The organism is Streptomyces sp. NPDC042259, assembly GCF_055582085.1.
Map to the genome: position 1 here is coordinate 597,547 of NZ_JBVJDW010000003.1, position 12,692 is coordinate 610,238.

At 72.6% G+C, this 12,692-nt stretch carries 8 protein-coding genes; 2 read left to right on the forward strand and 6 right to left on the reverse strand.

Going from position 1 to position 12,692, the window contains the following annotated elements:
* Positions 1–41: 41 nt before the first annotated feature.
* Both ACZ6MA_RS11465 and ACZ6MA_RS11470 read left to right on the forward strand, forming a co-directional pair.
* Positions 42–1,694, forward strand: a complete 1,653-nt coding sequence (locus tag ACZ6MA_RS11465; protein WP_469432950.1) for an AMP-binding protein — start codon at positions 42–44, stop codon at positions 1,692–1,694.
* Entirely contained in the window at positions 1,675–2,535 is an 861-nt protein-coding gene (locus ACZ6MA_RS11470) for a PaaX family transcriptional regulator (RefSeq protein ID WP_469432951.1), read from the forward strand. Before ACZ6MA_RS11465 ends, ACZ6MA_RS11470 begins: the two co-directional genes overlap by 20 nt.
* 19 nt (positions 2,536–2,554) lie before the next feature.
* On the opposite strand, the gene ACZ6MA_RS11475 is transcribed toward ACZ6MA_RS11470, so the two are convergent.
* The 6 genes from ACZ6MA_RS11475 to ACZ6MA_RS11500 form a co-directional block, all read right to left on the reverse strand.
* A complete protein-coding gene (locus tag ACZ6MA_RS11475; RefSeq protein WP_469432953.1) occupies positions 2,555–4,795 on the reverse strand; it encodes a bifunctional salicylyl-CoA 5-hydroxylase/oxidoreductase in 2,241 nt (746 codons plus the stop codon).
* Between the two features lies 1 nt (position 4,796).
* A complete protein-coding gene (locus ACZ6MA_RS11480) occupies positions 4,797–5,624 on the reverse strand; it encodes an enoyl-CoA hydratase family protein (RefSeq protein WP_469432955.1) in 828 nt (275 codons plus the stop codon).
* 225 nt (positions 5,625–5,849) lie between these two features.
* Positions 5,850–6,851: an ornithine carbamoyltransferase gene (argF, locus tag ACZ6MA_RS11485; protein WP_469432956.1), complete on the reverse strand. Its 1,002-nt coding sequence runs from the start codon at positions 6,849–6,851 to the stop codon at positions 5,850–5,852.
* Between the two features lie 100 nt (positions 6,852–6,951).
* Positions 6,952–8,184 (reverse strand): arginine deiminase, encoded by a 1,233-nt coding sequence (locus ACZ6MA_RS11490; protein WP_469432958.1) that lies wholly within the window; start codon positions 8,182–8,184, stop codon positions 6,952–6,954.
* A gap of 262 nt (positions 8,185–8,446) precedes the next feature.
* Positions 8,447–11,185, reverse strand: coding sequence for a polynucleotide kinase-phosphatase (locus tag ACZ6MA_RS11495; RefSeq protein ID WP_469432959.1), 2,739 nt, complete (start codon positions 11,183–11,185; stop codon positions 8,447–8,449).
* On the reverse strand, positions 11,182–12,678 hold the full coding sequence (locus tag ACZ6MA_RS11500) for a 3' terminal RNA ribose 2'-O-methyltransferase Hen1 (RefSeq protein WP_469432960.1): 1,497 nt from the start codon (positions 12,676–12,678) through the stop codon (positions 11,182–11,184). Before ACZ6MA_RS11500 ends, ACZ6MA_RS11495 begins: the two co-directional genes overlap by 4 nt.
* Positions 12,679–12,692 lie beyond the last annotated feature (14 nt).

Below are 12,692 nucleotides of genomic sequence, written 5' to 3' on the forward strand. Positions count from 1 at the left end.
TCACCTCTATTTTTCCTCGGCGCTAGGGGGCGCAACCCGCGATGGAGCTCATGCCGTCGGCCCATGTCGACACCTTCCCGCGTGATCACTTGCCACCTGGCGGACAGTGGCCGGATCTTCGCTTCGATCTGGCGGGGGCGGCGGTGCCGCGCTATCCCGGCCGTCTCAACTGCGGGGCCGAGCTGTTGGACGCGACGGTGGCGCGGGTGGGCGCGGACCGGCCCGCCGTGCGGGACGGCGCGGGCGGCGTCTGGTCCTACGGTGAGCTGAACGCCCGGGTGAACCGGATCGCGCACGCGCTCACCGAGGACCTCGGGGTCGTCCCCGGCAACCGGGTCCTGTTACGGGGCCCCACCACGCCCTGGCTGGCGGCGTGCTGGCTCGCGGTCATGAAGGCCGGCGCGGTGGCGGTGACCGTCCTGGCCGCACAGCGCCCGCACGAACTCGCCACCATCTGCGAACTCGCCCGGGTGCGGCACGCGCTGTGCGACGCCCGGTCGATCGACGACCTGGCCAAGGCGGGGGTGCCGGCCCTGACGATCACGCCGTTCGGCGGGGACGACGGAGGCGAGCTGCTGCGGCTCGCGGCCGCGAAACCCCTCGCGTACGCGCCCGTCGACACCGCGGCGGACGATGTCGCGCTCATCGCCTTCACCTCCGGCACCACCGGACGCCCCAAGGGCTGCATGCATTTCCACCGTGACGTGCTCGCCATCGCCGACACCTTCTCCGCCCACGTCCTGCGGCCGCACCCCGACGACCTCTTCGCGGGCAGCCCTCCGCTCGGCTTCACCTTCGGCCTCGGCGGGTTGCTCGTCTTCCCGCTGCGCGTGGGCGCCTCCACCCTGCTCGCCGACTGGGGCGGCCCCCGCCGGCTGCTGGCCGACATCCAGCGCCACCGTGTCTCGGTGCTGTTCACCGCCCCGACCGCCTACCGCGCGATGCTGGCCGAACTCGCCGCCTACGACGTCTCCTCGCTGCGCCGGTGCGTCTCCGCCGGTGAGCATCTGCCCGCGGCCCTGTGGCACGACTGGCGGCGGGCGACCGGACTGCGCGTCATCAACGGCATAGGGGCCACCGAGATGCTGCACATCTTCATCTCCGCGGCCGACGAGGCGGCCCGGCCCGGCACGACCGGGCTGCCGGTGCCCGGGTACGAGGCGCGGGTGATCGGCGCCGACGGCCGTCCGCTGCCGGACGGCGAGGCCGGCCTGCTGGCGGTGCGCGGCCCGACCGGCTGCCGCTATCTGACGGACGAGCGCCAGCGCGACTACGTGCGCGACGGCTGGAACCTCACCGGCGACACCTATCTACAAGACGCCGACGGCTACTTCCACTATGTGGCCCGCGCCGACGACATGATCATTTCCGCGGGGTACAACATCGCGGGCCCCGAGGTCGAGGAGGCCCTGTTACGCCATCCCGACGTCCTTGAGGCGGCCGTCGTCGGACGGCCGGACAGCCGGCGCGGCCAGGTGGTCGTCGCGCACGTGGTGCTGCGGGCGGGGGTGCCGCGTACCGAGGAGACCGTCGCGGAGCTGCGGGAGTTCACCAAAAAGGAGATCGTTCCCTACAAGTGCCCTCGCGAGATCGAGTTCCTAAATGCCTTGCCCCGCACGCCCACCGGCAAACTCCAGCGCTTCAGGCTGCGTGCGGGCGCTTTACAGTTTTCCCGTGAACGACCAGCCGACTGACTCGCCGACAGACCCGCAGCCGTCCCACACTCCCAGGTCCCTCATCGTCACCTTCTACGGCGCGTACGGACGCGGCAGCGCCGACGACCCGGGCGCCCCGGTACCGATCGCGGCCCTCATCCGGCTGCTCGGGGCCGTGGGCGTGGACTCCCCGTCGGTACGGTCCGCCGTCTCCCGGCTCAAGCGCCGCGGGCTGCTCGTCGCGGGGCGCACGGCGGGCGGGGCGGCGGGGTACGGGCTGTCGGACGACGCCCGGGAGCTGCTGCGCGACGGTGACCGGCGGATCTACGGCCGCTCCCCGGCGCGGGCCGGCCAGGGGTGGCTGCTGGCCGTCTTCTCCGTTCCCGAGGAGGAGCGGCACAAGCGGCATCTGCTGCGCTCCCGGCTCTCCCGGCTGGGGTTCGGCACGGCGGCGCCCGGGGTGTGGATCGCCCCGGCGCACGTCTACGAGGAGACGCGGCACACCCTGGAGCGGCTGGGGCTGGCCGGCTACGTCGATCTGTTCAAGGGCGGCCACCTCGGCTTCGAGCCGACTCCCGAGGCCGTGGCCCGGTGGTGGGACCTGGAGGCACTGGCGACGCAGCACCGGGCGTTCCTGAACGCCCACGAGCCCGTGCTGCGCCGCTGGGCGCGCCGGCGGACGCTGCCGCCGGAGGAGGCCTACCGCGACTATCTCCTCGCGCTGGACTCCTGGCGGCGGCTGCCGTACGCCGACCCGGGGCTGCCGGCGTCGCTGCTGCCGGACCGGTGGCCGGGCGGGCGGGCGGCCCGGGTGTTCGGGGCACTGCACGCGCGGCTGTGCGAGGCGGGCGGGCAGTTCGTCGCACCGGCGCTGGCGTAGCCGGGCCGGGTTCCGCCGGTCAGAGGGTGCGCCCCGTCGGCGGCTTGCGGCTGCCCGCCCGGTACGGCTGCGGCCAGGGCGCGCCGGGGCCGGTGTAGCCCTGGTCGGCGGCGGCGTGCAGGGTCCAGTTCGGGTCGTAGAGGTGCGGGCGGGCGAGGGCGCAGAGGTCCGCGCGGCCCGCCAGTATCAGTGAATTGACGTCGTCCCAGGAGGAGATGGCACCGACGGCGACGACCGGGACGCCGACTTCGTGGCGGATCCGGTCGGCGAAGGGCGTCTGGTAGGAGCGGCCGTATGCGGGCTTCTCGTCGGGGACGACCTGCCCGGTGGAGACGTCGATGGCGTCGGCGCCGTGGTCGGCGAAGGCGCGGGCGATGGTGACGGCGTCGTCGGCGGTGGTGCCGCCGGCGGCCCAGTCGGTGGCGGAGATCCGGACGGTCATGGGCCGCTCGGCGGGCCAGACGGCCCGTACGGCGTCGAAGACCTCCAGGGGGTAGCGCAGCCGTCTCGCGAGGTCGCCGCCGTAGGCGTCGTCGCGCCGGTTGGTGAGGGGGGAGAGGAAGCCGGACAGCAGATAGCCGTGCGCGCAGTGCAGTTCGAGGAGGTCGAAGCCGGCGCGGGCGGCGGACTCGGCGGAGCGGGTGAACTGCGCGCGTATCGCGTCCAGTTCCGGTCTGCCGAGGGCCTTGGGGGTCTGGTTGACACCGGGCCGGTAGGGCAGCGGGGACGCGGCGACGAGGGGCCAGTTGCCGTCGGGGAGCGGCTGGTCGATGCCCTCCCACATGAGCCGGGTGGAGCCCTTGCGACCGGAGTGGCCGAGCTGGACGCCGATGGCGGTGCCGGGGGCCCGGGTGTGGACGAAGTCGGTGACGCGCCGCCAGGCGCGCTCGTGTTCCGGCGCGTACAGGCCCGTACAGCCCGGGGTGATCCGGCCCCGTGGGCTGACGCAGACCATCTCGGTCATGACGAGTCCGGCGCCGCCGAGGGCCCGGGCACCGAGGTGGACGAGGTGGAAGTCGTCCGGGGTGCCGTCGACGGCGGAGTACATGTCCATCGGGGAGACGACGACCCGGTTGCGCAGGGTCAGCCCGCGCAGCCGGAAGGGAGTGAACATCGGCGGTGTCGCGGGGGGTATGCCCGCTTCCTCCTCGACGGCGGCGACGAAGTCCGCGTCCCGCAGCCGCAGGTTGTCGTGGGTGACGCGGCGGCTGCGGGTGAGGAGGTTGAAGGCGAACCGGCGGGGTGGCTGGCCGAGATGCACGGCGAGGTTCTCGAACCATTCCAGGCTGGCGCGGGCCGCGCGCTGGGTGGAGGCCACCACCGGGCGTCGCTCGGCCTCGTAGGCGGCCAGGGCCTCGGTGACGGTGGCCCGGTCCGTCAGGTGCCGGACGAGGGCGAGGGCGTCCTCGACGGCGAGCTTGGTGCCGGAGCCGATGGAGAAGTGGGCGGTGTGGGCGGCGTCGCCGAGCAGCACGGTGTTGCGGTGGGACCAGTGTTCGTTGACGACGGTGCGGAAGGCGGTCCAGGTGGAGCGGTTCGAGCGCAGCGGGCGCCCGCCGAGGAAGCCGGCGAAGTACTTGCCGCACTGTTCGAGGGAAGCGTCCTCGTCGCAGCGGTCGAGTCCGGCGCGGCGCCACACCTCCTCGCGCATCTCGACGATGACGGTGCTCGCGTGGGGCGAGAAGGGGTAGCCGTGCAGCTGCATCAGGCCGTGTTCGGTCTCGGCCGTCTCGAAGCGGAAGGCGTCGAGGGCGAAGTCGGCGGCGAGCCAGATGTACCGGCAGCGGTGTGTGGTGAGGGTGGGGCGGAAGGCGTCGCGGTGGGTGTCCCGGGTGCGGCTGTGGACACCGTCGGCCGCGACGACGAGGTCGTGGGAGCGGGCCAGCTCGGCGGCGGGCGGGGCCTCGGTGGAGAAGTGGAGGGTGACGCCGAGGGCCCGGCAGCGTTCGTGGAGGACCTCCAGGAGCCGTCGGCGGCCGAGGGCGGCGAAGCCGTGGCCGCCGGAGGTCAGCACCCGGCCCCGGTGGACGACGTCGATGGCGTCCCAGCGGACGTACTCCCGTCTCAGGGCGCGGTGGACGACCGGGTCGGCGCTCTCGATGCCGCCCAGGGTCTCGTCGGAGAGGACGACGCCGAACCCGAAGGTGTCGTCGGGGGCGTTGCGCTCCCAGAGGGTGACCTCGTGCGCGGGGCCCTGGCGTTTGAGCAGGGCGGCGGTGTAGAGGCCGCCGGGGCCGCCGCCGATGACCGCGACCTTCATGTCACCGCCCCTGCCACTTGGGGGGCCGTTTCTCGGTGAACGCGGCATGGAACTCGGCGTAGTCGGCGCCGTTCATCAGCAGCGCCTGGGTGGCGGCGTCGAGTTCGACGGCGGCGGCGAGCGGCATGTCGAGTTCCGCGGTGAGCAGGGCCTTGGTCTGGGCGTGCGCGAGGGCGGGGCCGTCGGCGAGACGGCGTGCGAGGGCCCGCGCCGCGTCGGCCGCCTCGCCTTCCTCCACCAACTGGCTGATGAGCCCGATGCGTTCGGCCTCGGGGGCGCGCACGGTCTCGCCGAGCATCAGCAGCCGCGTCGCGTGACCGAGGCCGACGACGCGGGGCAGGAGGTAGGCGGCGCCCATGTCACCGCCGGAGAGACCGACCTTGGTGAAGAGGAAGGCGAAGCGGGCGGTCGGGTCGGCGACGCGGAAGTCGGCGGCGAGCGCGAGGACGGCGCCGGCGCCCGCCGCGACCCCGTGAACGGCGGCGATCACCGGGAAGGGGCACTCGCGCAGGGCGCGGACGACCTGCCCGGTCATGCGGTTGAAGTCGAGCAGCCGGCCGGTGTCCATGGCCAGGGTGGCGCCGATGATCTCGTCGACGTCGCCGCCGGAGCAGAAGCCGCGGCCCTCGCCACCGAGCACGAGGGCCCGTACGGATCCGTCACGGGCCAGCTCGGGCAGAAGGTCGCGCAGGTCGGCGTAGGCGCCGAACGTCAGGGCGTTGAGCTTGTCGGGCCGGGCGAGGGTGAGGGTCGCCACGCCCTCGTCGAGGGTCAGGCGCAGGTGCCGCCATTCCTCGGTGCGGTGCGCGGAGCCGGTGAACGGACTCATGGAGCACGGCCTCCTTCAGCCGGTGGCTGGTGCGTGCCTGCCCGGCGAAGTTATCACCGCTGTGTGACTGTCGTCACGAGTACGCGATAAGGATTGGCCGGGAGACGCCAAGGGCCGCACGGCAGCGTCCGCAAGCCCCGGACGGGCTGTCATCGACTGAGGCCGGCCATATCCAGCCCGTCCGGCGTTTGAGGACGCACCCGCGGGGCGCCCGCCCGAGACGGTCTAGTCCCCCAGGGTCGCCACCAGCACCGCCTTGATCGTGTGCATCCGGTTCTCGGCCTCGTCGAAGACGACGGAGTGCACGGACTCGAAGACCTCGTCGGTCACCTCCAGGGAGGTCAGCCCGTGGCGCTCGTAGATCTCGCGGGCGACCGAGGTGCCGAGATCGTGGAAGGCGGGCAGGCAGTGCAGGAACTTCACCGCCGGATTGCCGGTCGCGCGCAGCACGTCCATGGTGACCGCGTACGGCGCGAGCAGCGCGATCCGGGCGTCCCAGACCTCCTTGGGCTCCCCCATCGACACCCATACGTCGGTGGCGACGAAGTCGGCGCCGAGCACCCCTTCGGCGACGTCCGCCGTCAGCGTGATGCGCGCACCGCTCACCTCGGCGAGGCGCCGCGCCTCGGCGACGACCTCCGGGGCCGGCCAGAGTTCCTCGGGGGCCACGATCCGTACGTCCATGCCGAGGAGGGCACCGGTGACCAGGTAGGAGTTGCCCATGTTGTACCGGGCGTCGCCGAGATAGGCGAAGGCGACGTGCTCCAGGGACTTGGCGGTGTGCTCGCTCATGGTGAGCACGTCGGCGAGCATCTGGGTGGGGTGCCACTCGTCGGTGAGGCCGTTGAAGACCGGCACGCCGGCGTGCGCGGCCAGCTCCTCGACGACCTCCTGGCCGTGACCGCGGTACTCGATGCCGTCGAACATCCGGCCGAGCACCCGTGCCGTGTCCCTGACAGACTCCTTGTGCCCGACCTGGGAGCCGGCGGGGTCCAGATACGTCGTCCGGGCACCCTGGTCGGCGGCGGCCACCTCGAAGGCACAGCGGGTGCGGGTCGAGGTCTTCTCGAAGACGAGCGCGATGTTCCGGCCCCGCAGCGACGGCTTCTCGGTGCCCGCGCGCTTGGCCGCCTTGAGTTCCGCGGCCAGCTCGATCAGGCCGTGGAACTCCTCCGCGGTGAAGTCCGTCTCCTTGAGGAAGTGGCGGCCCTTGAGGTTAGTCGCCATGGGGTGGGCTCCTAGGTCACGACTACAGGGGAAAATCGGAACTCTATACGATCCTTCGCATCACTATGCAGTGGCTCGGTGTGCGATGGGCCACCCCCGCTCATCGCGAGGACACCGCGTCCCGCTCGACCGGGCAGCTCATACAGCGCGGGCCGCCCCTTCCCCGGCCCAGCTCGCTGCCCGGGATCGTGATGACCTCCACTCCATGTTTGCGCAGAAACGTATTGGTCGTCGCGTTGCGCTCGTACGCGACGACCACCCCCGGCTCGATCGCCAGCACGTTGCAACCGTCGTCCCACTGCTCACGCTCCGCCGCGTGCACGTCCTGGGTGGCGGTAAGCACCCGGATGTCGTCGAGCCCGAGGGCGGCGGCGATCGCGCGGTGCATGTGCTCCGGGGGGTGGTCGGTGACCTTCAGCTCGTTCTCGCTCGTCCCGGGTTCGATCGTGTACGAGCGGAGCATGCCCAGCCCGGCGTACTGCGTGAACGTGTCGCCGTCGACCATCGTCATCACGGTGTCCAGATGCATGAACGCCCGCGCCTTGGGCATGTCCAGCGCCACGATCGTACGGGCCGACCCGGCCGCGAAGAGACCGCGGGCCAGCATCTCCACGGCCTGCGGGGTGGTCCGCTCGCTCATGCCGATCAGTACCGCGCCCTCCCCGATGACGAGGACGTCGCCGCCTTCTATCGTCGACGGGTAGGCCGCCTGGCCCTCGGACCAGAGGTGGAATCCGCCCGGCGCGAAGAGCGGGTGATGGCGGTAGACGGCCTCGTAGTGCACTGTCTCGTGCCAACGGGCGGGCCAGCGCATCGCGTTGATGCACACCCCGTCGTACACCCAGGCCGAGGCGTCACGGGTGAAGAGATGGTTGGGCAGCGGATTGATCAGGAAGTCATCGAGGTCCATGACGTGGAACCGGACGGACACCGGCTCCGCGTGCCGCTCCAGGAACTCCCGTTTGGTCATCCCGCCGACGAGCGAGGAGGTCAGCTCCGCGGCGGTCATCGCGTCGAACGCGGCTCTCAGATGGTCGGTGGCGAGCGGCCCGTACTCCTTCTCGTCGAAGACACGGTCCAGCACGAGCGAACGCGCCGCCGGCACCGCGAGGCTCTCTTGCAGCAGGTCCTGGAAGAGGTGCACCTCGACGCCGCGGTCACGCAGCACATCGGCGAACCCGTCGTGCTCGGCGCGGGCGCGCCGCACCCAGAGCACGTCGTCGAAGAGGAGGGCGTCCTTATTGGACGGAGTGAGCCGCTTCAGCTCCAGGTCGGGGCGGTGCAGGATGACGCGGCGCAGCCGCCCGGCCTCGGAATCGACATGAAATCCCATCCCTCCATCCTGGCCCCACCACACCGTGATCACTCGGCACCGGGGTGTGGAAGGCGTCGTGGCGGATGCCGCAGGTCCGCGGCGCGGCGCGGTGTCCTCAATCGCCGGACGAGCTGCTGTGCTCTGTCCTCAAGCGCCGGACGGGCTGATTTCAGCCCGTCCGGCGCTTGAGGACGCGCCCGCAGGGCGCCCGCCGCCGCAGGCGGCACGCACAGCCCGCAGTCGGCAGACGGCCCACAGCCGAAGACCCGTCGAACAAGTCCTAGAGCCGGGGGTCCACCGGCTCGGACTCCAGGGCGAGGACGGCGAACACCGCCTCGTGGACGCGCCACAGCGGCTCCCCGGCGGCCAGCCGGTCCAGCGCCTCCAGACCGAGCGCGTACTCACGCAGGGCGAGGGACCGCTTGTGACCGAGGTGGCGCACCCGCAGCCGGGCGAGGTTGTCCGGGCGGGTGTACTCCGGGCCGTAGACGATCCGCAGGTACTCCCGGCCACGGCACTTGACGCCCGGTTGCACGAGACGGCCGTCGGCGCTTCGCACCAGCGCGCCGAGGGGCTTGACGACCATGCCCTCGCCACCGGCGGCGGTCAGCTCCAGCCACCAGCGCACCCCCGCGGCGACGGACGCCTCGTCCTCGGTGTCGACGATCAGCCGGCCGGTGGGGGCGAGAAGGCCGTCGCGGTGGGTGCCCTCGTTCCCGTCGGGCAGGGAGGCCTCGGCCGCGACCAGGCGGTCGATGAGCGCGAGCTGCTCGTCGTGCGGGAGCGCGGCGAGACTGCGGCCCCGGGCGGCCAGGATCTGGAACGGGGCCAGCCGGATGCCCTCCAGGCCGTCCGTGCCCCCGGGCGCCGGCTCCGCGCTTCCGCCCGGCCGGACCCGCGCGGCGTCGCCGACCGGCCAGCAGTAGCGCCCGTAGGCCTCTGTGAACGCCTCGGCGTCCTCGGCCCGCTCCCGCTGCCGGCCGAGCAGGTCCGTGACGTCCACGCCACGGGCCGCGGCGGACTCCAGGGCGGTGAGCACCCCGGGAAAGACGGTACGGGCGGCCGCGCCGACGGCGGCGTACTGGTGCCGCAGCAAGCCCTCGGCCTTGAGCGACCAGGGCATCAGCTCGGCATCCAGCAGCAGCCAGTCCGTGTCCAGCTCCGCCCACAGGCCCGCCGCGCCGACACAGCGGCCGATCCGGCCGAGGACGCGCTCGGTCATCTGCGGGTCGTCGAAGAACGGCCGTCCGGTGCGCGTGTACAGCGCCCCAAAGGCGCCTTCGGGGGCGCCGAACCGCTCGCGTGCCACGTCCGCGTCACGGCAGACGAGGACCACGGCGCGCGAGCCCATGTGCTTCTCCTCGCAGACCACCTGGCGCACACCGTCGGCACGGTAGGCGGCGAAGGCCTCCGCGGGATGCTCCAGGTAACCGTCCTCCTTGGACGTCGCGCAGGGCGCCATGGTCGGCGGGAGGTAGGCGAGCAGCCGGGGGTCGACCGCGAAGCGGCTCATGACCTCCAGGGCCGCCGCCGCGTTCTCCTCCTTCACGGCGACACGGCCCATGTGCCGGGTCTCCACGGCCCGGCGGCCGGTGACGTCGGCGAGGTCGAGCGGGCGGCCGTCGGCACCGCCCGGGGCCTCGCTCGCCAGGGGCTTGACCGGCTCGTACCAGACGCGCTCGGCGGGGACGTCCACCAGCTCGCGCTCGGGCCAGCGCAGAGCGGTCATCCGGCCGCCGAAGACGGCGCCCGTGTCGAGGCAGATGGTGTTGTTGAGCCAGGTGGCCGAGGGGGTCGGGGTGTGGCCGTACACCACGGCGGCACGGCCGCGGTAGTCCTCGGCCCAGGGGTAGCGCACGGGCAGGCCGAACTCGTCGGTCTCGCCGGTCGTGTCGCCGTACAGGGCGTGCGAGCGGACCCGGCCGGAGGTGCGGCCGTGGTACTTCTCGGGCAGCCCGGCGTGGCAGACGACGAGCGCGCCGCCGTCGAGGACGTAGTGGCTGACCAGCGACTCGATGAACTCCCGCACCCGGGGACGGAACTCCGGGTCGGTGGCGTCCTCGCGCTCCAGTTGCTCGATCGTCTCGGCGAGGCCGTGGGAGGGCTGGACCTTGCGGCCGCTCAGGTAACGGCCGAGCTTGTTCTCGTGGTTGCCGGGGACGCACAGGGCGTGGCCTGCGGCGACCATGCCCATGACGAGGCGCAGCACACCGGGGCTGTCGGGGCCGCGGTCGACCAGGTCGCCGACGAAGACGGCGGTGCGCCCCTCGGGGTGCGCGGCGTCTACCGGGCGGCCGGCGTCGTCGCGCGTCAGCACGTAGCCCAGCGCGGTGAGCAGGGTCTCCAGCTCGGACCGGCAGCCGTGGATGTCGCCGACGATGTCGAACGGGCCGGTGACGTGCCGCAGGTCGTTGAAGCGGCGCTCCCGGACGATCTCGGCCGCGTCGGTCTCCGCGGCACCGCGCAGGACGTGCACCTTGCGGAATCCCTCCCGCTCCAGATGCCGCAGGGAGCGGCGCAGCTCGCGCTGGTGGCGCTGGATGACGCGGCGCGGCAGCCCGGCTCGGTCGGGTCGGGTGGCGTTGCGCTCGGCGCAGACCTGCTCGGGGACGTCGAGGACGATCGCGACGGGCAGCACGTCGTACTGCCGGGCCAGGGCCACGAGCTGCTTACGGCTCTCGGGCTGGACGTTGGTCGCGTCGACGACGGTGAGCCGCCCGGCGGCGAGCCGCTTGCCGGCGATGTAGTGCAGGACGTCGAAGGCGTCACCGCTGGCGCTCTGGTCGTTCTCGTCGTCGCTGACCAGGGCGCGGCAGAAGTCGGAGGAGACGACCTCGGTGGGCTTGAAGTGCCGGGCCGCGAAGGTGGACTTGCCGGAGCCGGTGGCGCCGACGAGGACCACGAGGGACAGGTCGGGCACGGCGAGCGTGCGGTGGCTGGTGGCCGGGACCTGGGCCGGGGTGGGGGCCGGAGCCGGGGTCGGGGTCCGGTCCGGGGTCGGGTCGTTCATCGCGTTCATACCGCCTTCGCCTCCTTCGCGGTCTCGTTCTTCCGGGCCCCGTTCACCGGGGGCGCGCTCTTGGGGTCCGTCTTCGGCTTGCGGAAGACGGCCATCTGGGTGGGTGGCCCCACCTGTGGGTCATCGGGGCCGACGGGGATGAACTCCACGCCGTAGCCGTGCCGTTCGGCCACCGCGTGGGCCCAGGCGCGGAACTCCTCCCGGTTCCATTCGAAGCGGTGGTCCGCGTGCCGGACGTGCCCGGCGGGGAGCGACTCCCAGCGGACGTTGTATTCCACGTTGGGGGTGGTCACCACGACCGTCGCGGGCCGGGCGGCGCCGAACACCGCGTACTCCAGGGCGGGCAGCTTGGGCAGGTCGAGGTGCTCGATGACCTCGCTGAGCACGGCCGCGTCGTACCCGGCGAGCCGGCGGTCGGTGTAGGCGAGCGAACCCTGCATCAGCCGCACCCGCGCCGACTGACGCTCGGTCATACGCTCCAGCCGCAACCGCCGCGACGCCTCCTTGAGCGCGCGCATCGAGACGTCGACCCCGACGATCTCGGTGAACCGCGGGTCCTTGAGCAGCTCCCCCACCAGCTGCCCCTGCCCGCACCCCAGGTCGAGCACGCGTTCCGCGCCGGCCGCGCGCAGGGCGCCGAGGATCGCCTCCCGTCGCCGGACGGCGAGCGGCACCGGCTTCTCCTCGGTGTCCGCCTCCTCGTCCACGGCGTTGTCGAGTTCTTCGACCTCGGCGTCGTCCGCCTCGGCGAGCCGGGCGAGGGCATCGCGGGTGAGCGACCAGCGGCGGGCGAGATAGCGGCTGGTGATGAGGCGCTGCTCGGGGTGGCCCTCCAGCCAGCCCGCACCGGCGCGCAGCAGCTTCTCCACCTCGTCGGGCGACACCCAGTAGTGCTTGGCGTCGTCCAGCACCGGCAGCAGCACGTACAGATGCCGCAGCGCGTCCGCGAGGGGCAGCTCGCCCTCCAGCGCCAGCCGCACGTACCGCGAGTGACCCCACTCCGGGAACCGCTCGTCCAGCTCCACCGGCTCCGCCGTCACCGTCCATCCCAACGGGCCGAAGAGCCGCTCCACCAGCCCCGCGCCACCCCGGGCGGGCAGCACGGGCACCTCGACCCGCAGGGGCAACGCGGTGCCGGGCAGCTCCGGCCGGGCCGCGCACTGGCCCTTGAGGGCGCTGGAGAACACGGCGGCGAGCGCCACCGCCAGCAGCGAGGACGCCGCGTACGGCCGGTCGTTGACATACTGCGCCAGCGCCGAGTCGGGGGCACCGCCGCGGCCTTGGCCCTTGCTCCTGCGCACCAGAGCCACGGGGTCGATCTCCAGCAGCAGCGCCGCCGTGCAGCGCTCCGCCGTCGCCTCGGGGTAGAGGACGTGCGCGGTGCCGTGGGAGGTGGAGAACCGCTGCGCCCGGTCGGGGTGTTTGTGCAGCAGGAATCCGAGATCGGTGGCGGGCGATCCGGCTGTGCCGGTGGTGCTTATCGTCAGGAACACCCGACTGAGTATTG

What these genes read in the sequence shown, in the direction of transcription:
- ACZ6MA_RS11475 (WP_469432953.1), bottom strand. Translation starts at nt 4,795, where the DNA reads ATGAAGGTCGCGGTCATCGGCGGCGGCCCCGGCGGCCTCTACACCGCC.
- ACZ6MA_RS11495 (WP_469432959.1), bottom strand. Translation starts at nt 11,185, where the DNA reads ATGAACGCGATGAACGACCCGACCCCGGACCGGACCCCGACCCCGGCT.
- ACZ6MA_RS11465 (WP_469432950.1), top strand. Translation starts at nt 42, where the DNA reads ATGGAGCTCATGCCGTCGGCCCATGTCGACACCTTCCCGCGTGATCAC.
- argF (WP_469432956.1), bottom strand. Translation starts at nt 6,851, where the DNA reads ATGGCGACTAACCTCAAGGGCCGCCACTTCCTCAAGGAGACGGACTTC.
- ACZ6MA_RS11480 (WP_469432955.1), bottom strand. Translation starts at nt 5,624, where the DNA reads ATGAGTCCGTTCACCGGCTCCGCGCACCGCACCGAGGAATGGCGGCAC.
- ACZ6MA_RS11490 (WP_469432958.1), bottom strand. Translation starts at nt 8,184, where the DNA reads ATGGGATTTCATGTCGATTCCGAGGCCGGGCGGCTGCGCCGCGTCATC.